The sequence below is a fragment of the Pedobacter terrae genome, from assembly GCF_036946585.1.
Classification (GTDB): domain Bacteria; phylum Bacteroidota; class Bacteroidia; order Sphingobacteriales; family Sphingobacteriaceae; genus Pedobacter; species Pedobacter terrae_C.
Genome location: NZ_JAQIIV010000004.1, coordinates 223,099 through 248,067, shown reverse-complemented (window position 1 = coordinate 248,067; position 24,969 = coordinate 223,099). Strand labels below are relative to the sequence as shown.

Below are 24,969 nucleotides of genomic sequence, written 5' to 3'. Positions count from 1 at the left end.
CATGAGCGAACAAAAGATCTCAATTATTACAGTTAATTATAACAATCGTACTGGACTTGAAAAAACGATGAGCAGTGTTTTTTCACAAAGTGCCACCAATATAGAATTCATTGTTATTGATGGTGGTAGTAACGACGGCAGTGTCAAATTATTAAACCAAAATGCTGATAAGATTACCTATTGGATAAGCGAATCAGACAGGGGGATCTATCATGCAATGAACAAAGGGATAAAGATTGCTACAGGAGATTATATCTTATTCCTCAACAGTGGTGATTGGTTGCACAGCGATACGGTAATCGCGCAATCGCTAACGTCCATGAATGAACAACTGGATATTTATTATGGCGACATTATTTATGACGAGATACATCAGCAGAATAAAAGAGCGTTTCCGGATCAATTAAATTTTGCCTTCTTTTTCGAACAAAACATATCACACCAGGCCAGTTTCATAAAGAAAAGTTTGTTTAAAACGATCTTTCTTTACAATGAAAATTTTAAAATCGTATCTGACTGGGAATTTTTCACCTATGCCATATGCAAGCGGGAGGCCTCGTACAAACACCTCGATATTATTATCACGAATTATGATGCAACAGGCATTTCTTCCAATACCGATAACCATCTGTTAATGAATTCGGAGCGTGAAACATCTTTAAATATTCACTTTCCTGAGTTTATAGCTGATTACAATTACTTTAAACAGTTAAGGGATAAAAAAACAGAACAGTTTTTGTATATTAAACAATACCCGATAGCGTACAAATGCCTAAAAGCAATTATTAACCTCATTTTACTTTTTTTACCAAAGTTTAAAAAATCAAGCTAAAAATTTATGGTTAAGGTTTTATACGATCATCAAATATTTACAGAGCAAGTCTATGGAGGCATTTCCAGGTATTTTAAGTATTTGATGAATGGAATACAGAAAACAGAAGAGGTAGAGTATCAACTGGGCCTTTTAAGATCAGATAACTACTATATCAGAGATGAACAGCAACCTTTAAGTAGCTCATTATTCAATCCACTTTTTAAAACACAAGAGAAACTTCTTAAACGCAACAACTCTTACAGTAAATACCTGCTTAAGAAAAATGATTTTTCTGTTTTTCACCCTACATATTTTAATCCTTATTTTATCAAGTACCTAAAAAAGCCGCTGGTCATAACCGTTCATGATATGACCTATGAGGCATTGCCTCAATTTTTCTCTTCATCTGATCCTTTACCTTTTTATAAAAGAATATTAATGGAGAAGGCAGATAAAATTATTGCTATATCCGAAACCACTAAAACCGACATATTAAAATACAGTAATGTTAATGTAGATAAAGTAGAAGTTATATATCATGGAATAGATTTGGCTAAACCAGTATACGCTCCTGTTAAAGGCTTACCCGAGCAATACATTTTATTTGTTGGTGCCAGATGGAGTTATAAAAATTTTCATTTAACTGTGGAGGCTTTCAAAAAATTAACCCAAAGATATCCTGAGTTACGGCTGGTATTTGCGGGTGGCGGGGCTTTAAGCTATGGTGATTCAGAGTTTTTAATGCGCAATAATATTTTAGATAAGACCATACAATTATCTGTTAGTGATGATCAGTTGAATACGCTTTATAAAAATGCCCTATGCTTTGTTTATCCATCATTATATGAAGGTTTCGGATTGCCAATATTAGAAGCTTTTAAGAACAATTGCCCTGTTTTGCTTAGTAACTGTAGCTGTTTTAATGAGATTGCAGGAGATGCTGCACAGTATTTCGATGGCCAATCTTCACAATCGCTGACAGAAAAGCTCGAAACGATTATTTCATCTCACCCACTTAGAAAAGAAATGGGCAATGCAGGTCAAAAAAAATCGCTAGAATATACTATTGACAAATGTGTTTCAAAAACGATTGAACTATATAAAAAAATTATTTAAACGCCTATAAATTAAGCAAAATGGTTCAATCCTTAAAAAAGCGACTTGAACCATCTTTTAAACCTTCTTCTGAAAGAATTGTGTTTTTTTAGGTAAGCCATTTCCGCTAACTTACCCCTAATATTAAATTCTTCGAACAAAAGATTATAATCTGCCTCTTTTTCCGGCACCATATATTTTGGGTGAACCAGCTCTCCTAATTCCTCTAAAGGAACATTGGCAAAGGGACTATTGGCATTAGTAGTATTTTCTGCAAGTTGATCGAATCCAATGTTACTGACCAGATTATAATTAGGAACAATAGTCAGTGAATGACTAAATAAGTGTGAAAAAGTTACCTGATAATCCCATGTATCAATTTTACCCGCCTTGGTTTCATTAAATATTTCAATCCATCTCTCAACGATTAAGGGATCTTCAAATATTTTTTGCAATGGTTCTTTAACTTCATCTGAATTGTATTGGCTTAAATTTTTATCATAGTTATTCCAGGATCTTTTCCAGGTTGCCCAGCCCCAGCCATTGGTTAGATTAGAAAAATAATATGAGCCTTTGCCCCATTTTTTTTTCGTGTCAAAATTAAAGCCAGATATCAGCCAGATTCTCGTATCATTCCGGTATTTCTCCAGCAAATGATCACAATAATAAAAAAAGCTCATAGAGGGTAAACAGTCGTGCTCTAATATAATTCCCTCCTCCTCGTGTTGAAAGAACCAATCGATTGCAGAAGATATAGCTTCTTTTGGCCCCAAATTCTCTTCTCTGAATAAGGTCTGTACTTCGCACTCCCAATCAATAGATGCCATTACTGCTTCTTTGGCTTTCCTACAATCATCTGCCTCAGTTGCCCGGTTTTCCCGTGGACCATCGCAGGTAAGATATAACCGCGCAGGCTGAGCTTGCTTAATTTGCTCTAAAACTTTCAGTGTAGTATCAACTCTATTAAAAAAAATAAATAATATGGAGGATTGAGTTTGGTAAGCGGTATTGTTTGTGGACATATTGGGTTTAAGCAGGCAAAAATGGTGGTGAATAATCCATATCAGGCAATTTAACAGTTTAAGATTACATTAAAATGGATCACCTAAAACAAATCTACTAAAATAAAAAGAAAGCGTTTAACCAGCACCTATTGCTTATTATTTAACATTAAAATTTAAAGAAATAGTTTTAAAACTATCTGCCAATTATCCACCTAATTTTTGTTTTACTTATCAGGGCAATAAGCAACAATGTAGCAGAATAAACAATTGTAAACCTACAAGCTATATAAAGAAGCATGTTACCCAAAGACATTTCATTGAATTGAATTAAGTGGAACGGCCTGAATACTTCTGGCAAAAGATGAGTAACCAATATATAGTGTATTAAATAAACACCAAATGTGGTTTCCCTCGGCTTTAAATACTTGACAAATCTAAACTCCTTTATTTTAAATAATAGAAAGATAGTAGCTAAGGAATAGAAAACGTTACATATTCTTAATGTATTATACGGATCTTCACTTCTTACCTGTATTAAATGAATAATATCGAACACCGCTAAACAGAAAGTCAGCATGAATAAACCGATAAAGATATAGTATGGCGTTTTTTGAATAAAGGCTTCAATTTTACTCCAATATTTATTAAGAATAGCTCCCAACCATAGATAAAAAATGAATCCAAAAATTGCAATAGTGTGCGATGTAATAAACCATTCAAAATATACATTTGCGCTATAGGCTAATGTAAGTACTAAAAAAATTGCTCCTAGCCACCATTTATACAAATACTTCTTAAAACACAAGAGTATTGCGATACAAAACATAAAATTGATAATAAACCAATAATTGGTAAATAAATAAATCATCTCTATTTTTTCTATCAATAATCTACGGAAATGAAAATCGCCTGACCGATGCAGCGCAATATAATTTTGAATAATAATAGCACACAAAAATACCAGTGACCATATTAACCAGGGTAGAAATACCGTGGATAAACGTCGTTTGAAATATTGCCATGATGAATAGGTTGTAAACTTACTTCCAAGTAAAAAACCAGCTAATAAAAAGAAGGCTATTGTACCAAATTTAGAAAACTGAATTAATCCGATATAAACGATGTGTTTGAGTGGAAAGCCATTAAAAATATAGGTGCCATTATAGGTACAATGTTCCATAACTATTCCCATCATGGATATACAACGGATGGTATCTATAAAATCAAAATTCCTTTTTACCGGTACTTTTTTTTCTTGTATTTCAGTATGCATTAAATTATTTTGGTATTTGAACTGACAAATATCCACAAAAAAAAGAGTTCCGAATTATTCAGAACTCTTTTAACATTTAAGTATGTAAAATATTACAATTAATGGTTGTAAGTTAACATATAGAATTTTATTCCCTCGTTTACATAACCCCCATATGATGAATTAACCGTATTATAATAATGATCACCAATACTTGAAGCAAAGTAGCTATAAACAGCTGATGTACCTACCATACCATCACTTCCATAAACATAGCCAACTATACCTTCATAGATATACCAACCATAATTTTGTTTATCTGTTGTATAATAATGATCTCCTGATGAAGAACTAGTATTAACGTACCGGTGCAATGGGATGGTTCCACTTTTTTGAATAGTGTGTACATACCCTAAAACTTTTTCATAAGTAAATCCAGGTCTATCTTTTTTTAGAGTGGTATAAAAATGGTCACCCCGATTACTATAATATTGATACAATTCCATGGTATCATTTTCTGGCAATGGATAAGTAGTAGATTGTGGGCTCTGAAGCAGATAAAAAGCGATCCCTTCCAAGTGTTGTTCAGTAATTTCTATATTTTCGCCCGCAATTGAGGCTGGCTGTGTATTATAATAATGATACTCAGAGTTATTAATTGCCCTACTATAAACGGGCAAAGTTTTTGTTACTTGACTCGTGTAGACGTAGCCTTCCTCCCCAATCTTATAGCAACCGGGATAAGTAGTTAAAGTTGAAAAAATAAATTCCGTACGATCAATCCTAGCTCCTCGAACAGGATTTGGTCGAAATTTATTTAGCATAACTGTTCCTGGCTGCTGTACTGTAAAAACATATCCTATAATCCCCACAAAATCTCTTGTTCCAGAATGTAAACCGTCTGATATAACTACAGATTGCCCAAGCCACTCTGAACTAAGATAACAACCACCTAAGCTTTGAGAATAATAGTACAATGGTTTTGATCCAGGTACAGGAGGAGCGCTGGGAGGAGGCGTTCCTACTCCAGGATTTGGAGGGGGCTGTAATGTAATAGAATAGGATGAACCAGAACGATAAGTACCATTACTTAAACCATCAAAGATAGTATACTTTAAAAAAACCCTTCCTTGCGTTTGTGTTGAAGTTAGCGTTCCTTGAATGGAAGATGACCAAATAGTTTCCGTTCCCCAATTAGTTTTATTAATTCCAGCAGAGCTTATAACAGTCTCAGTACTGCCCTCAACGTAAATTAATTCAACAGTAATCGGGAATCCGTCACCTGCTCTAACAAAGTCAAAACTTGCGGTAAAACTAATGCCATTTGGTGAGTATATTTTTCCGTCGTAGCTATTAGAAGCAGTAAAGCTACTTAAGCTTACTGATGCTTTAGATTTTAGACTAATGAAAACTAAAAACAATAGCGTAAATAATAAATATTTTTGTTTCATAATCTTATCTTTCGTTTTTAAGTTTATATTCATTTGCTCTATCATAAAGCAGTTCAATTTGCATTCGACTTAACTGAATGTCCCCAAAAGTGAATGTTTCTAAATCTTTATCATACTTTATTTTCTCTGCGGGGACTTCCCACATGATAGAGATAAACTTTTCCATTTTCTGTAACTTTGTTTTTTCCAAAATCGAAACCTGATTTATTGTTTCGTTTGTTTTACTGTCTTTTTTACATCCTTGAAAGGATATGAGTCCTATACTTCCCAATAATAGTATGCAAACATTTTTTTTCATAAATATTTTTCTTCAAAAAGACAGATAAAAAATATTAATTTTGACAACTCCTTATTATCATTATTTACATTATTAAATATGCAATATGTAAATATTAAAAATACATAGCCGTTAACGTTTCTTAATATGTTAGATATAGGAGTTACCTTAAAAAGGTACAGGGATAAGCATGGGTATACGCAGCAATACGCTGCTAATGTAATCGGGATAAGCAGGGTTGCTTATCGAAAATGGGAAAACAATGAGGTAGATTTTGCCATATCGCAGCTGGCCAAAATTGCCGAACTTTATGAGGTTTCTATTAATGAGATTATTAGTCAATCGGATTTTAAACGGAAAAAGATAATTTCGGATAAAGAAAAAGGGCATCAATATTATTGATGCCCTTGTCTATTTTTGGTGAAAACTATTTACAGTTTTCTTGCTACTTCAACCTGTTCGTAAGCTTCTACAATATCACCTACTTCGATGTTGTTAAAGTTCTGGATATTTAAACCACACTCGTAACCTTTTGATACTTCTTTCACATCATCTTTATAGCGTTTTAATGATGCCAGTTCTCCTGTATAGACTACAACACCATCTCTAACGATACGGATTTTGCTGTTACGGGTAATCTTACCATCCAGTACCATACAACCTGCAATGGTACCCACTTTCGTGATTTTGAATGTTTCACGAATCTCAACGTTAGCCACAATTTTCTCTTCAAATTCCGGATCCAACATACCTTCCATTGCCGACTTAATCTCGTTGATGGCGTCGTAAATGATAGAATATAAACGAATATCAATCTGCTCAGCTTCTGCCAGTTTACGTGCACCTGTTGATGGACGAACCTGGAAACCGATAATGATTGCATCTGACGCCGAGGCTAATAATACATCAGATTCTGAAATCTGACCAACACCTTTACTGATGATATTGATCTGGATCTGCTCTGTAGATAGTTTCAGTAATGAATCTGACAATGCCTCGATAGAACCATCCACATCACCCTTAACAATGATATTAAGTTCTTTAAAGTTACCGATTGCCAGACGACGACCAATCTCATCCAAGGTAATGTGTTTCTGTGTACGTAAACCCTGCTCGCGCTGTAACTGCATCCGTTTGTTTGCAATATCACGTGCTTCAGTTTCACTTTCTAAAGCATTAAAACGATCACCCGCTGTAGGTGCACCTTGCATACCCAAAACCTGTACTGGCTGTGATGGACCTGCAGATTCTACTTTAGCACCACGCTCATTGGTTAATGCCTTAACACGTCCGCTGTAGCTACCGGCTAAGATTGGATCTCCAACTTTTAACGTACCACCCTGAACCAATACTGTAGTTACAATACCACGTCCTTTATCTAAGGCGGATTCAATTACCGTACCTGTAGCACGTTTATTCGGGTTAGCTTTCAGTTCTAATAACTCAGCTTCTAACAATACCTTATCTAAAAGCAAATCAACATTTAAGCCGCTTTTGCTTGAAATTTCCTGCGATTGGTATTTACCACCCCAATCTTCAACCAGGATATTCATTACCGATAACTGCTCACGTACTTTATCTGCATTTGCACCCGGTTTATCTACTTTGGTGAAAGCAAATACCAATGGTACGCCTGCCGCCTGTGCGTGGTTAATGGCCTCTTTTGTTTGAGGCATTACTGCATCATCAGCAGCAATAACAATAATGGCAATATCGGCTGCCTTGGCACCACGGGCACGCATCGCTGTAAAGGCTTCGTGACCTGGCGTATCTAAAAAGGTTACTTTTTTACCTGAAGGCGTAGTTACCATGTAGGCACCGATGTGCTGGGTGATACCACCGGCCTCACCAGCTACCACGTTTGCTTTACGGATATAATCCAGCAAAGAGGTTTTACCGTGATCGACGTGCCCCATAATCGTTACAACCGGAGCTCTTTCAATTAAATCAGCCTCGTTATCTTCTTCCTCAATTACATTGTCCTCCTCTTCATCTGGCTTTATGAATTGAATTTCATAACCAAACTCATCAGCAACAATGGTTAAGGTTTCAGCATCTAAACGTTGATTAATGGAAACAAACATTCCAAGACTCATACAGGTACCAATAATTTTGGTAACTGGTACATCCATCATGTTCGCCAACTCATTAGCTGTAACAAACTCTGTTACCTTTAATATTTTCGATTGTGATTCAAGCTCATTTGCCGCTTCTTCTGCATTAAACGCTACATCATCACGTTTCTGACGACGTAATTTAGCACGTTGTGCAAATTTACCAGATTTACCTGCGCCACTTAAACGGGCAAGAGTTGCTTTGATCTGATCTTGAATTTCTTTCTCAGTAGGTTCTTCTTTAGGTCCGCTTGGTGTAGCATTTCTATTTTGAAAACCTGGTCTGTTATTGTTATTTCTATTTCCTTGGTAAGGCGTCCCACCTTGTCCGGCTGGCCTGTTACCCTGGTATGGTGTACCACCACCTTGCCTGTTGCCTTGATAAGGTTGGCGGGGCTGACCTGGTGCACCGCCCTGACCTGCAGGGTTATTCTGTCCTTGCTGGCCCTGACCTCCTTGTTGGCCTGGTTGTCCAGGTGCTCCAGGGGTTTTCTTACGTTTGCGCTTGCGTTTAGCGGCCTCACTATCACTAGATGATGCTACCGGGCCATTTCTTCTATCTGGTGTTGTTGGCAAAACAATTTTACCAATAATGTTCGGACCTGTTAATTTAACGGTACGCGCCTTAATTACTTCAGGCTCATTGCTTGCCGGTTTTACTTCAGCCGGCTTTTCTTGGGCCTTAGGCTGTTCAGCTGGCTTTACAGGCTCGGTTGCTTTAGCTACTGGTGTTTCTGCAGCTGGCGTGGAAGCAACAGGAGTTTCTTCTTTTTTAACCTCAACCGGTTTTTCTTCCACTTTAGGCTGCTCTACCGGTTTTACAGTTTCTGGTGCTTTAGCTATTGTTGGCTCTACAACAGGCGCTGGAGCAGGTGTTTCCTCTTTTTTAGCTGGGCGTGTTTTCGGATTAAGATCATTTAAATCGATCTTTCCTACAATCTTAACCCCAGGTAATCCTGTTTCCTCTACTTTATTTTCTTTCACTGGCTCTACTGCTGCCGCAGGTGCTGGTGTTGGCGCTTCTACCTTAGGTGTTTCTACAGCCTTTGGTTTTTCTACCGGAGGGGTAAATGATTGAGCATTTTTAATTAAAATCTCCTCATTTTTCTCAAAATCGGCATTTTTTTTCGGCGCTTCTACTGGCTTCTCAGTTTCAGGCTCGTCGCGACGTATTTTACCAATCACTATTTGTTTGGCTTCTTCTCTTACGATCTTATCTCCCTGATACTCTTTTAATAAGGCATTATACATCTCACCCGTAAGTTTAAACATAGGGCTCTTCTCGGCAGAGAAGCCCTTTTTGTTTAAAAACTCAACGGCTGTACCCATGCCTATATTAAGTTCTTTAATAGCTTTAATTAAAATGATTGGTTTGTCGTCTGACATTTAGCTCCTGTTATTTTTTATAATAAAACAAAAGTAGTGTTTATTTGGCAATTACACCACTTATTCAAATTCTGACTGTAAAATCTGAACCACTTCCTTAATGGTTTCTTCTTCTAAGTCGGTGCGTTTTACCAAATCTTCTACTGTAAGTGCTAAAACACTCTTAGCAGTATCGCACCCGATAGCCTTTAATTCATCGATGATCCAGCTATCAATCTCATCTGAGAATTCTTCTAAATCAACATCCTCGTCGCTTTCTTCACCTGCTTCACGGTACACATCAATTTCATAACCAGTTAATTTACCAGCCAGTTTGATATTATGTCCGCCACGTCCAATGGCCAATGAAACCTGATCTGGTTTTAAGTAAACCGATGCATGTTTGGTTTCATCATCCAATTTAATAGATGTGATTTTAGCCGGGCTCAACGCACGGGTAATGTATAACGAAATATTATTAGTGAAATTAATCACATCAATATTTTCGTTTTTCAATTCGCGAACGATTCCATGAATACGTGATCCTTTCATACCCACACAGGCTCCTACCGGATCAATACGGTCATCGTACGATTCAACCGCAACTTTAGCGCGCTCTCCTGGTTCACGAACAATTTTCTTAATGGTAATCAAACCGTCGAAAATTTCCGGAACTTCCTGCTCGAACAAGCGTTGTAAAAATTCTGGTGCCGTTCTCGAAATAATAATCTTCGGATTGGCATTGATCATTTCTACTTTAGAAATTACCGCTCTTACAGAATCGCCTTTTTTGAAATAATCAGCAGGAATCTGCTCGGTTTTAGGCATTAGAAGTTCGTTACCTTCATCATCTAAAACCAAAGTTTCTTTCTTCCAAACCTGATAAACCTCTCCTGTTACAATTTCACCAACGCGATCTTTATATTTTTTGAAAATCTCATCTTTCTCTAATTCCAATACTTTAGAAACGAGTGTTTGGCGTGCGGCTAAAATCGCTCTGCGACCAAAGCTTTCTAAAGTAATCTGCTCAATATAATCATCACCAACTTCTAAAGTCGGGTCAAGTTTCTGTACATCAGCAAGTTCGATCTCCAAATCATCATCCTCAGAAAACCCATCCTCCATTACTTTTCTCGTTCTCCAGATTTCCAAATCCCCGTTATCAGGATTCACAATTACGTCACAGTTCTCGTCTGTTCCGTATTTTTTACGCAACATGCTACGAAAAACTTCTTCCAGCACACTGATCACCGTTGGGCGATCTATATTTTTGAAATCTTTAAACTCTTGAAAAGAGTCGATCAAATTAATTGTTGTAGTACTCATTTTACTTAAATGAAATTAACACACTTGTTTCTAATATATCATTAAACGGAACATCTGTCTGAATTGCTACCGCCTTTTTCCCTTTTTCTTTAACCGATTCTTCAATCAGCAGATTATTCTCTGTAACCGCTAACAGCTTCCCTTCCTTTTTTAATCCTTCTTTTAGCTTAATGCTTACCGTACGGCCTACATTTTTATTGTACTGACGGATTAATTTTAAAGGCTCGCCAACACCCGGCGAAGAAACTTCTAAATTATAAGCCTGTTCTATTGCATTTTCTTCTTCGAGATGAAAACCAACATGCCTGCTTATGGCTACACAATCCTGTATGCTAATACCTTCGTCGCCATCAACATGAATAATCAGCTTATTGTTTGGCAACATCTTCACATCAACCAAAAACAGTTCTGGCCGATCTGCAATTTTTTCCTCTACGAGGGCTGCAACTCTCTTTTCTACCTGCATATTTTAACCTGATTTCATAGAAAAAGGGGACATTGTCCCCTTCTCTTTTCTTCGATTACGATGCAAATGTAGTAATTTTTTATGAAAAATCAAACACAGGCGCTAATTATTATGCTGATTATTACCGTTTAAGTGTTTGCTGTACTGCTTTTAGATTCTGCTTACCCTTTCCCATAACCAGATCTCCAACGGTTGCAAATTTCACTCCGATATAACTTTCTACCAAATACTCTTTACCTTTTAGAAAAGGCTGATCAGGACTAAACACAAGCGAATCGCCTAATATTTTGATCTTTCCAGGCACCTCCCGCTCATCCTGAATGCTATCCAGATCATCTGGCTTGATCAAAACCGAAATCATATTAACGGTATCAGCTTTGCCCTGATAAGCATTTTTAACCTGCAAAAGGCTCGCCTCATCTATATTTTTAATGATGATTGAAGTGCTATCTCCAGAAAACTTAATTACCGGTTTATTGTTTCTATTCGAACATGAAAACACGGATACAGAAATCCAGACGAAAACTGAATAGGTAAAATAGTGTTTAAACATTTACAAATGTAAAAATTATGAGATTTATTATCGAAATCCTGCTAACAGGACTGGCATTTTTTATAGGCGCTAAACTGGTGCCTGGGGTAAGTATTGATGGCTTCGGAAACGCCATTATCGCTTCAGTATTGATTGCACTTGCAAATGCAACAATCGGATTTATTTTAAGGCTATTAACCTTTCCAATCAATTTCTTAACCTTGGGATTGGTATCATTTATCATTACCGTTTTAATGATTTTATTGGTTGATAACATGATGACTTCGTTTAACACTTCAGGCTTTTTTGCCGCAGCATTTTTAGCAATTGTGGTTGCTTTGATTAAGGCGGTATTCAGTGCTGTTGCGGGAGATAAGGAATAATTTTGTTTTCGGTTGGCAGTTTTCAATCGAACTGCCAACTGAAAATCGATAACTAAAAACTAACGAATAACTTCTCTTGAAATCACCATCTTCTGGATCTCAGAAGTCCCTTCGTAAATCTGGGTAATTTTAGCATCGCGCATCAACCGTTCCACGTGATATTCTTTTACAAAACCATAACCACCGTGAACCTGTACAGCTTCTACGGTTACATCCATAGCCACTTTAGAAGCAAACAGCTTAGCCATCGAGCCTGCCTGTGTGTAAGGCAAGCCCTGATCTTTTAGCCAGGCAGCCTTATAAACCAGTAGTCGGGCGGCTTCGATCTGCGTCGCCATATCAGCCAATTTAAAAGCAATAGCCTGGTGCTCAGCAATTGGTTTCCCGAATGATTTACGCTCTTTAGCATACTGCGTAGCCAATTCGAAAGCACCTTGTGCGATACCCAAAGCCTGAGCAGCAATACCAATCCTTCCTCCTTCTAATGTTTTCATGGCAAATTTAAACCCAAAGCCATCTTCACCAATCCTATTCTCTTTTGGCACTTTAACGTCGTTAAACATTAACGAATGTGTATCGGAGCCACGGATGCCTAATTTATTTTCCTTTGGCCCAACAGTAAAACCCTCCATTCCTTTCTCTACGATAAAAGCGTTTATACCTTTATGTTTTAATTCGGGATGGGTTTGGGCAATAACCAGGTAAGTTGATGCAGTATTTCCGTTGGTGATCCAGTTTTTGGTACCGTTAAGCAGATAGTAATCCCCCTTATCTTCGGCTGTTGTACGTTGCGAGGTCGCGTCAGACCCGGCTTCGGGCTCCGACAGACAAAAAGCACCAATTTTCTCACCAGCGGCCAGCGGCTTTAAATATTTTTCCTTTTGGGCTTCACTACCATAGGCTTCTAGTCCGTAGCAAACCAATGAGTTGTTTACCGAAACCACTACAGATGCAGACGCATCTATTTTAGAAAGCTCTTCCATTACCAGAACGTATGAAATGGCATCGAGTCCGCTTCCTTTATATTTTTCACTCACCATCATCCCCAGGAAGCCAAGTTCTCCAAGTTTTTCTATCTGCTCGGCAGGGAATTTTTGATGCTCATCTCTTTCAATTACGCCTGGCTTTAACTCTTGCTGCGCAAAATCGCGGGCAGCTTGCCGAATCATTAATTGCTCTTCACTTAATTCAAAATGCATAACATTTATGTATAAAAGGTTAGTAAATCAAATGTAGCATTTCTGATCGAAATTACTATGGCCGCATAGTAATTTTATTTTCGTGATAATGGTTCTCGTCTTGCTGAACTTGTTTCAGCATCGATTTATGACAGAGCTTCTAAATTAAATTAGATCCGGTAAGCTCAATAAGACTTAAAAAGTTTATTTAGTATCTTTTTTAGTTAAGATAAAGAACAAACTTAAACTCCCTAAAATCAGGATCAACAAAAACTGTGAGGAATGAATAATGGTTGAATAGGCCAAACCATCTTTGAAAGATATGCCATATAATGCCAATGACTGGGCAACCATCCAATGAAAAACACCAATACCCCCCTGAACAGGCGCTACCATAGCAAAGCCTGAGAAAACAATGGCGGTAAATGCAGCATTGATATGCAATCCAGAAGTACCCTGAATGGAAGAAAAAGCAAAGTACATAGAAAGCAGGTAGAAAAACCAAATACCCATTGTATAGGTTAAAAACAAACCCTTTTGCTTAAGCTTACTGTATGAGCCAAATCCCTGACGCAGGTTTACAAAAATACGCAAGAATTTTTTACCAAATTTTTGACGAAGAATATAAACTGCAATAGCAATGAGAAGAAATATTACGACGCATAACCCAACTAACCACCAATAGTTGAACTTACTTAATTTTTTAGCGAGATTGAGATATACGGTTTGATAAAGAAAATCGGATACAATATCATACTGAAAAATAAGCATTGCCAGGCTGGTCAGAAAAAGCATCACAACATCGAATAGCCGCTCGGTAATCACCGTCCCGATAGAAGCAAACATAGGCACCTTTGCTGCTTTATGAACAACAGTGCAGCGTCCAATTTCACCAAAGCGTGGCAAAGCAAGATTGGCAAGGTAGCCAATCATTACAGCATGGTACATATGCCAAAAACTCACATTATAATGGATAGACTGATATAACATTTGCCAGCGCAAAGCACGCAATACATGCGCAACTAAAACAGCAATGGCTGAAATCACGACCCAAAAGTAATTGGCCGTTTTAATTTCCTGCCAAATCTTTTCTAAATCCTGACCCCGGAAAGCTAAAAACAAGACGCCCATCCCTATTAAAAACAGGATGATAAATTTTAGCGTTGTTTTGAGGTCAAATGTCACAATGTTATTTTAGCAAATGATTGTTATCGTCGGGAAAAACCAGTATCGGATTATATTTTTTGGCCTCTTCTATCGGCAACGAGCCGTATGACATGATGATGAGCACATCACCTAGTTGAGCCAAACGTGCTGTGGCGCCATTTAAGCAAATGGTTCCCGTTCCGCGCTCGCCTTTAATTACATAGGTTTCAAAACGTGCACCATTATTATTATTTACAATCTGCACTTTTTCATTGGCAATAATGTTAGCTGCATCCATCAAATCCTCATCTATCGTAATACTGCCTACATAATTCAATTCGGCTTGTGTTACCCTAACACGGTGTATTTTCGATTTTAATATTGTAATAACCATTTGGCAAAGTTAGTAATCAGTTTGGAGTTTTAAATAATGGATGATGTAATATGGGAAATGAATGATGGTTCATGACTTAAGAACTGATGTTTGGCATTGCGGAACATGATCGATAAAACTAGGAGCTATACATCGGCCATCTTACGTCACCTTATAATCATATTATCGATCAATCTCGTTGATCCCACTTTTGCAGCAACCAGGGCAACTAAATTATCTTCATCTTTTGATTTTGCCGGCTCGAGTGTATTGCCATCTGCAAGGGTAAAATAATCAAGTTCAACCCCTTGTATGCCTTTGAAGAATGCTTTTGCACGGTCAACCAATTCTACTAATGAATATTCATTAAAATGATCAACAACGAACTGCAATGATTTACTCAGCACGAGCGAATGAGCCCGTTCGTCGGTTGATAAATGGATATTTCGGCTGCTCATGGCTAAACCATCATCTTCGCGGATAATAGGACAGGTAATAATGGTGATGGGCAATTTAAAATAAGCGAGCATATTTTTGATCATCAATACCTGCTGAAAGTCTTTTTGTCCAAACATGGCCACATCTGGCTCCACAGCATCAAATAGCTTTTTTACAATCTGTGTTACACCCTGGTAATGGCCTTTCCTAAATTCTCCCTCCAGTAAAAACTCGGCTTTACCTAAATCAATGTGCCATGCCTCATCAGCACCAGTTGGGTACATCTCTTCAACATTAGGCATAAACACAGCGCTACAACCGGCATCAGCAAGCATCGCCAGGTCATGCTCAATCGGGCGTGGATATTTTTCCAGATCTTTAGGATCGGTAAATTGTGTAGGATTTACGAAAATACTGCAGATAATGATATCTGCGTTTTGCTGGGCCAGTTTTATCAGTGAGATATGGCCATTGTGCAGCGCGCCCATGGTAGGCACCAATGCTATTTTCTTAGCTGAAGCTTTTAATGGCTGCAAAAAAGCCTTAAGCGCAGCTTTGGTTTTAAATATTTCCAATTTTGGACAATCTAAATTAAAGCCGTAAAGGTGTAAATTAATCTAAATGAAACCAAACAAATGCTTGCTATATTGATAAATAGTATTATTATGCTTACCTTTGCAGCTCATTATCTTTTATTTAACTTAATATTTTCTTAAAATATGGAGATGGCAAAAACGAAGCTGCTGATTGTTACACACGAGATGTCGCCTTTCCTCGAGCTTACTAAAATTTCTGAAATTACGCGCCAATTGCCACAGGCTATGCAAGAAAAAGGATTCGAAATCCGAATCTTGATGCCAAAATTTGGTAACATCAACGAAAGAAGAAATCGTTTACACGAAGTAATTCGTTTATCGGGAATGAACATCATTATTGATGACAATGATAACCCTTTAATCATCAAGGTAGCCTCCATCCCAGCTGCACGCATGCAGGTTTATTTCTTAGACAACGAAGAATATTTTCAACGCAAACACGTATTTAGAGATGCCAGCGGAAAATTTTTCGATGATAACGATGAACGTACGATTTTCTTCTGCAAAGGTGCATTGGAAACAGTTAAAAAATTAGGTTGGGCGCCAGATATTGTTCATTGCCATGGCTGGATGAGTGCTTTGGTTCCTGCTTACATTAAAACTACTTACAAAAACGATCCTACATTTAAGAATTCAAAAGTGGTTTATTCTGTTTACGAGGACGGTTTTACAGAGAAATTAAATGCCAATTTTGCTACTAAGGCAGTAATGGCCAATATGACTGAGGATGACACTAAAGCATTTTTACCATCTGACTGTGACAGCATGCACATCGGTGCCATAACTCACTCAGATGCAGTGGTTTTAGGAGATGAAAACCTAAGCAAAGATGTGTTAAAATTTGTTAAAGATTCCAATAAGCCGACATTAGCTTTTAACTTAACCGAGAATTTTGAAAACTTCTATAATTTTTATGAAGAAATTTCAAATGATGAATTGGTTTCAGTAGCTTAATCAGGTATTATTATTTTAAATATGAAATTTACAAAACAAGACTTATTAACCCTGTTGATAGGTCTTTTTCTTTTTGCATCATGTAAGAACCCCGATGGTGTTGGTTTAGATGTTGACCCTAATACAGCCATTACCGGAACTTTAGTAGTATCGCCGGTTACCACACAATTGGTAGAGGAAACAGCAGCAAATACTTCAGGATTAAATCGTTATCCCTTAGGTTACATGACTGATCCCGTTTTTGGTAAAACAGAGGCGGGTATAGCGATGACGGTTTACCCGGTAAGCAGCAGTTATGATTTTGGAACCTCTCCGCAACTTGATTCAGCGGTTTTAGTATTAAAATTCGATGAATCCAGCACAGCGACGAAATTTTATGGTGATACAACTAATTCTAAATACAGTATAGATGTATATCAATTGGCCAATAAGGTAACCAGCTATAAAAGTTCCGATGTTCAGGCTATTAATAATACCTTATTAGGGAATTTCACAGGCAGATTGGCGCCAAATACTAAAACAAAGGTATATGATATTGTCGCCGGAAAAGTCGATACTTTAAAAACAGTACCTGCACAGATTAGGATACCTTTAAATAAGGCATTTATACAAAATGCCATACTTAACCAGGGTACCGCAGGAACCGCAACAGATACTAAGTTTATTGAATCTTTTAAAGGTTTGTATGCCCAGGTTAATAAATCATCTTCTACGGGTGTTGGCGGGATTGCATTCTTTAACTTTTCTGGAACTGATTCTTACCTGCAATTGGTTTGGAAAAAAACAAATACTTCCAATGGCGTGGATACAGCAACTGTAAATTTCCCAATCGGAAAGCTAGTTTCAAATGGTACTAGTTCTGCAATTACGGGAGTAGCTGCGAATATTAAACATGATTACTCCGGCACAGAAATACAAAAACAAATTGTTGTTCCTGTTCCGACAGACCCTGCTCAACAATATAGTGTAACTTATTTACAAGGTTTAGCTGGTGTAAAAACAAAATTAAAGTTTCCTGAATTGACAAACTTTATCAGCACCTACGGAAAAGCAGTTATCAATAAGGCAGAATTAGTTGTAGAGATCGGTGAAACCGCGCCAGCATATCCTTTCAATGCTGCCCAACGGCTTTCTTTATATCGTTGGGACATTGCACAGCAACCCGCAAACATACCTGATTACACAACATTTTCAAGTAGTACTTCTGGCGGTGCAGCACTTTTTGGCGGCTATTTCGATTCCTTAAAGAAACGTTACATCTTTATCATAACCAGCTATGTACAAAGTTTAATTGATAAGAACATGGAAGATTACGGCACATTCCTGGCACCAACGTCCTACACAGACTTTCAGATAGCCCCTAGCGCTACATCCGCCGAAAGATCGGTTATAGGTGCCGGTAGCACAACTGCAAGTAAGATAAAACTAAATATTTATTATACTAAGATTAATTAATGATTTAGTGAAAACAAAAAACTCCTGCCAGTAAACTGGCAGGAGTTTTTTGTTTTCAGTTCGAAAAACGAGCGCATAAAAAAAGCTACCTCTCGTCAGGTAGCTTTTTTTTTAAATTACGTTAAAAAATTAATTAAAACGGAAGATCACCATTTTCATCTGAAGGACCAATGGTAAATTCATCATCAATTTTAGTTTCCGTGTTTTGATGCGTAGGTGCTGCTGGACTTTGTTCAAAATCGCTTTTTCTGCCTAACATGGTAAAGTTTTCGGCAACAATTTCGGTTACATATTTTTTTACCTTTTCTTTATCTTCAAACGATCTTGTTCTCAGCTTACCCTCTATATAAACCAGTTTGCCTTTTTGCAGGTACTTTGAAGCAACTTCGGCCAATCCACGCCATAATACAATATTGTGCCATTCTGTTTGCTCTACTCTCTTGCCGTCTTTGTTGTATGTTTCCGATGTAGCTAATGGAAAGCTGGCTACTGTTACGCCACCGTCTAAATGCCGCACCTCAGGGTCTTTGCCTAAGTGGCCTACTAAAATAACTTTGTTAATCCCAGACATAAATATTTTTGGTTAGTTTTTTCTTTTTTAAATGCGCCAGATAAGAAGGGTTAGTTATTCCATTTTGTCCTTATAAAAATATTCCTGGACAAAGTCATGGATTACTTTTGGCTGCGGCAACTCATCTAATTTACTTAAAGAAACCCAATCAAGTTCCTTTTGTTTATTAAAGTTAAATATATAATTTTTTAATGCAAAAAATTGCACATGGATTATTTGGTGTGTCAAAACGTGTTTTTTAGCACTTATAAGATTAAATTGGGCATGATTTCCAAATACAGATCGCACCTGATCGATAAATAATGAATCGCTTAATTCATACTTTTCAGTCGTTTCTATACTCGGAAAATCATATAAATGCTGCCATACATCTCCTGCCTGCCTCTCCCTGACCAAAACTTTCTCATCTTCGAAACAAATAAAATAATTGATATATCGATGTTTCTGTGCGGCTTTACGGATTTTAATAGGCAATGCATTTACCTGATCGTGATTGAAAGCATAACAATCCTGATTGAGCGGACAAATGCCGCAATTGGGCGATTTTGGTTTACATTGTATGGCCCCAAACTCCATAATAGCCTGGTTGTACAGCGCAGGGTCTTCTTTATATAGCAAATCATTGGCTAAAGCATAAAACTCTTTTTTACCTGCTAGGCTATTTATTGGGGTGGCTAAACCATAAAACCTGGAGAGCACCCTAAACACATTTCCATCTACTACAGCCCGTGCTTCTCCTGATGAAAATGAAGAGATTGCCGCAGCAGTATACTCACCTATTCCTTTCAATTTGATGAGCTCATCATGCAGATTTGGGAAAATTCCATTATAATCTTGCATTACAATCCGGGCCGTTGCATGCATATTTCTTCCTCTGGAATAATATCCCAGCCCCTGCCAAAGCTTTAAAACCTTTGCTTCGGCAGCATTGGCAAAATCGCTAACTGTGGGGAAATTTTCCAGAAACCGATTAAAGTACGGAAGTCCTTGCTCTACTCTTGTTTGTTGTAATATAACCTCTGATAACCAGATGGTATAAGCATCATTGGTGTGTCTCCATGGTAAATCTCTTTTATGGATTAAGTACCAATTGATGAGTTCATTTTGAAATGTCATTACTGCAAATTACGATCTATTTATCCAATTAAAAAAAAACTTGCAATAGCCTGATAAGTCCACCGATAAAAAAATCATCTTTTATTTCCCTATCTCATTAAAAAGCAATACTTTTGCAACCCCAAAACAGTAGTAATATTAAAACATAATATATAATAAATAATAAAATATGACTAAGGCAGATATTATTTCAGAAATATCAACAAAAACCGGAATTGAGAAGGTTGATGTACAGGAAACAGTTGAGGCATTTTTCAAGGTTATCAAAACCAGCATGATTGGCGGTGAAAATGTATACGTTAGAGGCTTCGGGAGCTTTGTTGTTAAAAAGAGAGCGCAAAAAACTGCGAGAAATATCTCCAAAAACACTGCAATAATCATCCCTGAACACTTTGTTCCTAGCTTTAAACCAGCAAAAGTATTTGTTGATAAAGTAAAAAGTAACTCAAAAAAAATTAAAGTAGAAGCCTAAGTCTTAGTTTATGAATAGCAACATCAGATCAAAACAAACCATTGTTATTGGAGCGATTGTATTGCTTGTTGCATTTCTATTTACAAGAGACATTAAAGGCTTAGTTAAACCAACGGAAGAAAATGGAAAAATGCCTTCGAGTGGCCAAATGGCCGGAGCATCTTCTCCATCATCGGTACTAAACCTTGAAACTTCATCCACAGCTGCAAAGAATGTAATCAATAAGAATTTGGCTACAGATATTACAGCGCTAGAGAACAGCTACAAAGGCGCGAATGGTGCAGAAAAGGTTCAACTGGCCAAGCAACTGGCCCAGAAATGGGACGACGTTGAACAGATTACCCCATCTGCCCTTTATTTAGAAGTTGTAGCCGAAGGCGAACCATCAACAAAATCATGGTTAGCTGCCGGAAATCAATTTATAAAAGCTTTTGAAAGCACACAAGACAGCTTAGCGCAGCCTGCTTTATTGCAGAAAGCCAATATGTCTTACAAAAAAGCATTAGAGAAAGACTCTACAAACATTGAGGCTAAAACAGGCTTAGGTGTAACAATAGTAAATGGCTTAGGTGCACCAATGCAAGGTATTGCAATGTTGTTGGAAGTTGTGGCTAAAGAACCTAAAAATGTAAAGGCAAATATGAATTTGGGGTTATTCTCGATAAAATCAGGTCAGTTTGACAAAGCAATTCCCCGTTTTAATACGGTAATTGCTACAGCTCCAACTCCTGAAGCCTATTTTTATTTAGGAACAGCTTTAGAAAATTTAGGCAGAAATAAAGAAGCAGTAGATGCTTACCTATCAAGCAAAAAATTAGCGGCTAACCCAACCTTATCTTCTTTCATTGATAAGAAGGTGGCTGAACTAAAGAATAAAAATTAATTAACAGATTAATAAAAACATTTAAAACTTAAAACTATGCCAAGCGGTAAAAAAAGAAAAAGACATAAAATGGCTACCCACAAACGTAAAAAACGTTTAAGAAAAAACAGACACAAGAAAAAATAGTTTCTTATTTTGATTAAGCCAATTAAACCTCATAGTAAACACTATGAGGTTTAAACAATTATATGATTTTTTAATTGTATATGTTTTCTGGCTATATCACTGTTTTTATTTACTATCCATTTGTTAATAGGCGAAAGCCTTAAATCTGTAGCTGTTGGTAAAAGAATTAATTATCAATTCGACTCCTGCCGGAGTTACCATAGCGTTGATTGAAGACAAACAACTTGTTGAGCTTCACAAAGAACAAATCAATACTAATTATGCCGTAGGCGATATTTATTTAGGCCGCATTAAAAAAATTATGCCTGGTCTGAATGCTGCTTTCGTGGATGTTGGTTATGAAAAAGATGCATTTTTGCATTACTTTGATTTGGGCCCTCAGGTGCAATCTTTAATTAAGCTAACGAAGATCAAGCGTAATGGCTCGGTTACAGGCACATTATTAGATAATTTAAAGCTAGAAGCCGATATTAATAAGGCGGGCAAAATTTCTGATGTGCTCAATAAAAACATGCTCCTACCTGTACAAATTGCCAAAGAGCCAATTTCTACAAAAGGTCCACGTTTAAGTTCCGACATTTCGATCGCCGGCAGGTATGTGGTACTGGTGCCATTCTCCAATACCATATCTGTATCAAAAAAAATTAAAAGTAATACCGAGCGTAATCGTTTAAAAAAGATTATTGAAAGTATTAAACCTCAAAATTTTGGGGTTATTATCAGAACCGTTTCTGAAGGCAGAGGAGTTGCCGAAATGCAAAAGGATCTTTTGGATTTGATTGCTAAATGGGAGAACTTCATAAAAAAAATGCCATCTACCGAACCATCAAAAAGAGTTTGGGGAGAAATGGACAGATCATCAACGTTAATCCGTGATATTCTGAACCCTGATTTTACAAACGTTTATGTTAGTACTCCAGATCTGTACGATGATATCCGTTCTTACGTTCACGATATTTCTCCTGAAATGGAAAAAATCGTTAAACTTTACAAACAAAAAGAACCGATCTTCGACCATTTTGGTATAGAAAAGCAAATTAAAAATGCTTTCGGAAAAACAGTAAACTTACCAGGTGGTGCTTACTTAGTTGTCGAGCACACTGAAGCACTCCACGTAATAGACGTGAACAGTGGAAACCGTACTGCCAGTAAAGAAAATCAAGAAGAAAATGCTTTACAGGTAAATAAAGAGGCGGCTAAAGAAATTGCCCGTCAATTGCGCTTGCGCGATATGGGCGGTATTGTGGTAATCGATTTTATCGATATGCACAAACCAACAAACCGTAAAATACTATTCGATTATTTGCGTGAGCTGATGTTATTGGATAGAGCCAAACACACGATTTTGCCCCCAAGCAAATTTGGTTTGGTACAAATTACCAGACAACGTGTTCGTCCGGAAATGAATATTGTTACGGTAGAAAAATGCCCTACCTGCGATGGGACCGGGGAAATTAAAGCGAGTATCGTTTTAATGGATGATATTGAAAACAACCTTAATTATATTTTGAAAGAGCAGAATGAAAAAGGCGTAACACTCTGTGTACACCCTTACATCGAAGCTTATATTACAAAAGGCATTTTCAACCTTCAACGCCGCTGGTTCTTTAAATACGGCCAGTGGATTAAAGTTAAAGCGCAATCATCGTATCATTTAACTGAGTTTCACTTTATCTCTGCTAAAGACGAAGAGATTAAATTGTAACTTAAAAATTAACTGAGAGCCTGGATCAAATCCAGGCTTTTTGCTTTTTAGGTGTCTGGATTTTTGCTAGTCGGGATTTGTAATCCCGACTTCAGAAAGAATTACTTGTGTGGATTGCAAATCCACAATTCATACGGTCGAGATTACAAATCTCGACCGTATGAAAAACCTTCGGGGTTTATCAGTGAGAAAGGTTAAATTCGTAATCTAAATTTTAATCAATTGGCAAAATCAAAAACCGCATATTTCTGTCAGAGCTGTGGCTACGAATCGGCAAAATGGCTAGGCAAATGTCCTTCCTGTAACCAATGGAATACCTTTGTAGAAGAAATTGTAGAGAAAAGCCCTGCATCAGTTCCTACCTGGAAAAGCGACACTTCCAGCCGCAAACTAAGCAAACCAAGCAAGGTTAATGAAATACAGTCATCAACCGAGCGTAGGATATTAACCGGCGATAAAGAATTGGATCGCGTATTGGGCGGAGGCTTGGTAGAAGGATCATTGGTATTAATCGGTGGTGAACCAGGCATTGGCAAATCGACCCTGATGCTGCAATTGGCATTAAATTTAAAAGGTAAAAAACTACTGTATATTTCTGGTGAAGAAAGCGAACAGCAGATAAAAATGAGGGCAGAGCGGATTCAGGAAAATCCATCTTCTAACTGTTACATTTTGACCGAGACATCGACGCAAAATATCTTTAAACAGATCGAAACTTTAGAACCGGAGATTTTGGTGATTGATTCTATTCAAACACTTCATTCTACTCATATCGATTCTACTCCAGGCAGTGTATCTCAGGTAAGAGAATGTACAGCAGAATTATTGCGCTTTGCAAAAGAAACTGGTGTACCCGTTTTTCTTATCGGCCACATTACGAAAGATGGTGCTATTGCAGGGCCTAAAATACTTGAGCACATGGTTGATACCGTTTTACAATTCGAAGGCGACAGGCACCATGTTTATCGAATTCTGAGGTCGATCAAAAACCGATTTGGTGCAGCTGCAGAATTAGGCATCTATGAAATGCAAGGGAGTGGTTTAAGGGAGGTTTCCAATCCTTCCGAGATTTTGTTATCACAGCGTGATGAAGAGCTAAGCGGAATAGCCATAGCAGCGACATTAGAAGGTGCCAGACCGATGTTAATTGAAACACAAGCTTTAGTAAGTTCGGCAGCATATGGAACTCCGCAACGCTCCGCAACAGGTTTTGATACCAAAAGAATGAATATGCTCTTAGCTGTTTTAGAAAAACGCTGTGGCTTCAGGTTAAGCACACAAGATGTTTTCTTAAATATTGCGGGTGGAATTAGAGTTGAAGATCCGGCAATTGACCTGGCAGTACTGATTGCCATCATCTCTTCTCATCAGGATATTTCCATTTCTTCAAAAAACTGTTTTGCTGCCGAGGTAGGTCTATCGGGAGAAATTAGAGCGGTAACCAGGATCGAACAGCGTATTGCCGAAGCAGATAAATTGGGCTTCGAAATCATTTATATCTCCAAATACAATTTGAAAGGGATTTCAACAGAGAAATATAACCTGGAGATTAAGGCTGTTTCTAAAATAGAAGAGGTATTCAGTTTGGCTTTTGGATAAAATAAACAGCAGTGTGGAAATAACTCAACAACATTCCTCATAAAGGAGATAATTTTCCACATTCTATTACTATGCTAATGAGTGACAAGCACAGATAAAAATCAAATAACTATCTGAATATTAGAATACTATCAAAATTTAAAACAAAAAATGAACTTTTGGTTTTTGGTTTGCCTTAGAAAAATAGATAAGTAAATCATTGCGTTTGATTTACATAATATTAGGGATGATTTTCCTCGCTAACGGATGTTAGCGGGGCTTTTTTTGTTCAACATTTA

General features: G+C 37.3%; 24 protein-coding genes. 10 read left to right on the top strand and 14 right to left on the bottom strand.

The features are described from left to right. Position 1: 1 nt before the first annotated feature. Positions 2 to 832, top strand: coding sequence for a glycosyltransferase family 2 protein (locus tag PGN18_RS08290; protein WP_335318980.1), 831 nt, complete (start codon positions 2 to 4; stop codon positions 830 to 832). A gap of 6 nt (positions 833 to 838) precedes the next feature. Continuing rightward, positions 839 to 1,930: a glycosyltransferase family 4 protein gene (locus PGN18_RS08285; RefSeq protein WP_335318979.1), complete on the top strand. Its 1,092-nt coding sequence runs from the start codon at positions 839 to 841 to the stop codon at positions 1,928 to 1,930. Between the two features lie 32 nt (positions 1,931 to 1,962). On the opposite strand, the gene PGN18_RS08280 is transcribed toward PGN18_RS08285, so the two are convergent. The 4 genes from PGN18_RS08280 to PGN18_RS08265 all read right to left on the bottom strand — a co-directional run bounded on the left by PGN18_RS08280 (position 1,963) and on the right by PGN18_RS08265 (position 5,914). Continuing rightward, the gene (locus PGN18_RS08280) at positions 1,963 to 2,931 is read right to left on the bottom strand and encodes a nucleotide-diphospho-sugar transferase (RefSeq protein WP_335318978.1); all 969 of its coding nucleotides are present in this window, start codon (positions 2,929 to 2,931) and stop codon (positions 1,963 to 1,965) included. Between the two features lie 175 nt (positions 2,932 to 3,106). Then, positions 3,107 to 4,186 carry an acyltransferase gene (locus PGN18_RS08275; protein WP_335318977.1) on the bottom strand — a complete coding sequence of 360 codons (1,080 nt, stop codon included), beginning with the start codon at positions 4,184 to 4,186 and terminating at the stop codon, positions 3,107 to 3,109. A gap of 98 nt (positions 4,187 to 4,284) precedes the next feature. Continuing rightward, entirely contained in the window at positions 4,285 to 5,616 is a 1,332-nt protein-coding gene (locus tag PGN18_RS08270) for a hypothetical protein (RefSeq protein ID WP_335318976.1), read from the bottom strand. A gap of 4 nt (positions 5,617 to 5,620) precedes the next feature. Beyond that, positions 5,621 to 5,914: a hypothetical protein gene (locus tag PGN18_RS08265; protein ID WP_335318975.1), complete on the bottom strand. Its 294-nt coding sequence runs from the start codon at positions 5,912 to 5,914 to the stop codon at positions 5,621 to 5,623. A gap of 126 nt (positions 5,915 to 6,040) precedes the next feature. Between PGN18_RS08265 and PGN18_RS08260 the strand changes: the two genes are divergently transcribed. Then, complete coding sequence (locus PGN18_RS08260) at positions 6,041 to 6,295, top strand: helix-turn-helix domain-containing protein (protein WP_335318974.1); 255 nt, start codon at positions 6,041 to 6,043, stop codon at positions 6,293 to 6,295. A 29-nt stretch (positions 6,296 to 6,324) separates the two neighbouring features. On the opposite strand, the gene infB is transcribed toward PGN18_RS08260, so the two are convergent. The 4 genes from infB to PGN18_RS08240 form a co-directional block, all read right to left on the bottom strand. Further along, complete coding sequence (gene infB / locus PGN18_RS08255) at positions 6,325 to 9,393, bottom strand: translation initiation factor IF-2 (protein ID WP_335318973.1); 3,069 nt, start codon at positions 9,391 to 9,393, stop codon at positions 6,325 to 6,327. 60 nt (positions 9,394 to 9,453) lie between these two features. After that, positions 9,454 to 10,698, bottom strand: coding sequence for a transcription termination factor NusA (nusA, locus tag PGN18_RS08250; protein WP_265852614.1), 1,245 nt, complete (start codon positions 10,696 to 10,698; stop codon positions 9,454 to 9,456). Between the two features lies 1 nt (position 10,699). Further along, the gene (gene rimP, locus PGN18_RS08245; protein ID WP_335318972.1) at positions 10,700 to 11,164 is read right to left on the bottom strand and encodes a ribosome assembly cofactor RimP; all 465 of its coding nucleotides are present in this window, start codon (positions 11,162 to 11,164) and stop codon (positions 10,700 to 10,702) included. A gap of 121 nt (positions 11,165 to 11,285) precedes the next feature. Then, on the bottom strand, positions 11,286 to 11,717 hold the full coding sequence (locus tag PGN18_RS08240) for a hypothetical protein (protein WP_335318971.1): 432 nt from the start codon (positions 11,715 to 11,717) through the stop codon (positions 11,286 to 11,288). 17 nt (positions 11,718 to 11,734) lie between these two features. Between PGN18_RS08240 and PGN18_RS08235 the strand changes: the two genes are divergently transcribed. Beyond that, the gene (locus PGN18_RS08235) at positions 11,735 to 12,079 is read left to right on the top strand and encodes a phage holin family protein (RefSeq protein WP_335318970.1); all 345 of its coding nucleotides are present in this window, start codon (positions 11,735 to 11,737) and stop codon (positions 12,077 to 12,079) included. A gap of 59 nt (positions 12,080 to 12,138) precedes the next feature. Here PGN18_RS08235 and PGN18_RS08230 read toward each other — a convergent pair whose 3' ends face one another. The 4 genes from PGN18_RS08230 to panC all read right to left on the bottom strand — a co-directional run bounded on the left by PGN18_RS08230 (position 12,139) and on the right by panC (position 15,789). Further along, positions 12,139 to 13,278: an acyl-CoA dehydrogenase gene (locus PGN18_RS08230; RefSeq protein ID WP_335318969.1), complete on the bottom strand. Its 1,140-nt coding sequence runs from the start codon at positions 13,276 to 13,278 to the stop codon at positions 12,139 to 12,141. 183 nt (positions 13,279 to 13,461) lie between these two features. Further along, entirely contained in the window at positions 13,462 to 14,442 is a 981-nt protein-coding gene (locus PGN18_RS08225) for a lysylphosphatidylglycerol synthase transmembrane domain-containing protein (RefSeq protein ID WP_335318968.1), read from the bottom strand. Between the two features lie 4 nt (positions 14,443 to 14,446). After that, positions 14,447 to 14,797, bottom strand: a complete 351-nt coding sequence (gene panD, locus PGN18_RS08220) for an aspartate 1-decarboxylase (protein WP_205057665.1) — start codon at positions 14,795 to 14,797, stop codon at positions 14,447 to 14,449. Between the two features lie 146 nt (positions 14,798 to 14,943). Continuing rightward, positions 14,944 to 15,789, bottom strand: a complete 846-nt coding sequence (gene panC / locus PGN18_RS08215) for a pantoate--beta-alanine ligase (protein ID WP_335318967.1) — start codon at positions 15,787 to 15,789, stop codon at positions 14,944 to 14,946. A 150-nt stretch (positions 15,790 to 15,939) separates the two neighbouring features. Here panC and PGN18_RS08210 point away from each other — a divergent pair, with 150 nt between their 5' ends. Continuing rightward, complete coding sequence (locus PGN18_RS08210; protein WP_335318966.1) at positions 15,940 to 16,764, top strand: glycogen/starch synthase; 825 nt, start codon at positions 15,940 to 15,942, stop codon at positions 16,762 to 16,764. Between the two features lie 21 nt (positions 16,765 to 16,785). Beyond that, positions 16,786 to 18,219 (top strand): DUF4270 domain-containing protein, encoded by a 1,434-nt coding sequence (locus PGN18_RS08205; protein ID WP_335318965.1) that lies wholly within the window; start codon positions 16,786 to 16,788, stop codon positions 18,217 to 18,219. A 133-nt stretch (positions 18,220 to 18,352) separates the two neighbouring features. On the opposite strand, the gene PGN18_RS08200 is transcribed toward PGN18_RS08205, so the two are convergent. Both PGN18_RS08200 and mutY read right to left on the bottom strand, forming a co-directional pair. Next, positions 18,353 to 18,790, bottom strand: coding sequence for a single-stranded DNA-binding protein (locus tag PGN18_RS08200; protein WP_335318964.1), 438 nt, complete (start codon positions 18,788 to 18,790; stop codon positions 18,353 to 18,355). A gap of 54 nt (positions 18,791 to 18,844) precedes the next feature. Continuing rightward, on the bottom strand, positions 18,845 to 19,906 hold the full coding sequence (gene mutY / locus PGN18_RS08195; protein ID WP_335318963.1) for an A/G-specific adenine glycosylase: 1,062 nt from the start codon (positions 19,904 to 19,906) through the stop codon (positions 18,845 to 18,847). Positions 19,907 to 20,075: 169 nt separating this feature from the next. Between mutY and PGN18_RS08190 the strand changes: the two genes are divergently transcribed. From PGN18_RS08190 to radA, 4 genes are all read left to right on the top strand, one after another. Continuing rightward, positions 20,076 to 20,378 (top strand): HU family DNA-binding protein, encoded by a 303-nt coding sequence (locus PGN18_RS08190; RefSeq protein WP_055909222.1) that lies wholly within the window; start codon positions 20,076 to 20,078, stop codon positions 20,376 to 20,378. A 10-nt stretch (positions 20,379 to 20,388) separates the two neighbouring features. Beyond that, on the top strand, positions 20,389 to 21,261 hold the full coding sequence (locus PGN18_RS08185; protein ID WP_335318962.1) for a tetratricopeptide repeat protein: 873 nt from the start codon (positions 20,389 to 20,391) through the stop codon (positions 21,259 to 21,261). Positions 21,262 to 21,541: 280 nt separating this feature from the next. Next, positions 21,542 to 23,092 (top strand): Rne/Rng family ribonuclease, encoded by a 1,551-nt coding sequence (locus PGN18_RS08180; protein ID WP_335318961.1) that lies wholly within the window; start codon positions 21,542 to 21,544, stop codon positions 23,090 to 23,092. A gap of 222 nt (positions 23,093 to 23,314) precedes the next feature. Then, positions 23,315 to 24,691 carry a DNA repair protein RadA gene (gene radA, locus PGN18_RS08175; protein ID WP_335318960.1) on the top strand — a complete coding sequence of 459 codons (1,377 nt, stop codon included), beginning with the start codon at positions 23,315 to 23,317 and terminating at the stop codon, positions 24,689 to 24,691. The last annotated feature ends 278 nt before the right edge of the window (positions 24,692 to 24,969 follow it).

Excerpts from the sequence above, each read along its gene's own strand:
- PGN18_RS08285 (WP_335318979.1), top strand. The coding sequence starts at position 839 with ATGGTTAAGGTTTTATACGATCATCAAATATTTACAGAGCAAGTCTAT.
- PGN18_RS08265 (WP_335318975.1), bottom strand. The coding sequence starts at position 5,914 with ATGAAAAAAAATGTTTGCATACTATTATTGGGAAGTATAGGACTCATA.
- PGN18_RS08260 (WP_335318974.1), top strand. The coding sequence starts at position 6,041 with ATGTTAGATATAGGAGTTACCTTAAAAAGGTACAGGGATAAGCATGGG.
- PGN18_RS08280 (WP_335318978.1), bottom strand. The coding sequence starts at position 2,931 with ATGTCCACAAACAATACCGCTTACCAAACTCAATCCTCCATATTATTT.
- PGN18_RS08275 (WP_335318977.1), bottom strand. The coding sequence starts at position 4,186 with ATGCATACTGAAATACAAGAAAAAAAAGTACCGGTAAAAAGGAATTTT.
- rimP (WP_335318972.1), bottom strand. The coding sequence starts at position 11,164 with ATGCAGGTAGAAAAGAGAGTTGCAGCCCTCGTAGAGGAAAAAATTGCA.
- PGN18_RS08210 (WP_335318966.1), top strand. The coding sequence starts at position 15,940 with ATGGCAAAAACGAAGCTGCTGATTGTTACACACGAGATGTCGCCTTTC.
- PGN18_RS08200 (WP_335318964.1), bottom strand. The coding sequence starts at position 18,790 with ATGTCTGGGATTAACAAAGTTATTTTAGTAGGCCACTTAGGCAAAGAC.
- PGN18_RS08205 (WP_335318965.1), top strand. The coding sequence starts at position 16,786 with ATGAAATTTACAAAACAAGACTTATTAACCCTGTTGATAGGTCTTTTT.
- PGN18_RS08190 (WP_055909222.1), top strand. The coding sequence starts at position 20,076 with ATGACTAAGGCAGATATTATTTCAGAAATATCAACAAAAACCGGAATT.
- nusA (WP_265852614.1), bottom strand. The coding sequence starts at position 10,698 with ATGAGTACTACAACAATTAATTTGATCGACTCTTTTCAAGAGTTTAAA.
- PGN18_RS08235 (WP_335318970.1), top strand. The coding sequence starts at position 11,735 with ATGAGATTTATTATCGAAATCCTGCTAACAGGACTGGCATTTTTTATA.
- PGN18_RS08185 (WP_335318962.1), top strand. The coding sequence starts at position 20,389 with ATGAATAGCAACATCAGATCAAAACAAACCATTGTTATTGGAGCGATT.
- PGN18_RS08240 (WP_335318971.1), bottom strand. The coding sequence starts at position 11,717 with ATGTTTAAACACTATTTTACCTATTCAGTTTTCGTCTGGATTTCTGTA.
- panD (WP_205057665.1), bottom strand. The coding sequence starts at position 14,797 with ATGGTTATTACAATATTAAAATCGAAAATACACCGTGTTAGGGTAACA.
- PGN18_RS08230 (WP_335318969.1), bottom strand. The coding sequence starts at position 13,278 with ATGCATTTTGAATTAAGTGAAGAGCAATTAATGATTCGGCAAGCTGCC.
- mutY (WP_335318963.1), bottom strand. The coding sequence starts at position 19,906 with ATGACATTTCAAAATGAACTCATCAATTGGTACTTAATCCATAAAAGA.
- PGN18_RS08290 (WP_335318980.1), top strand. The coding sequence starts at position 2 with ATGAGCGAACAAAAGATCTCAATTATTACAGTTAATTATAACAATCGT.
- infB (WP_335318973.1), bottom strand. The coding sequence starts at position 9,393 with ATGTCAGACGACAAACCAATCATTTTAATTAAAGCTATTAAAGAACTT.
- PGN18_RS08270 (WP_335318976.1), bottom strand. The coding sequence starts at position 5,616 with ATGAAACAAAAATATTTATTATTTACGCTATTGTTTTTAGTTTTCATT.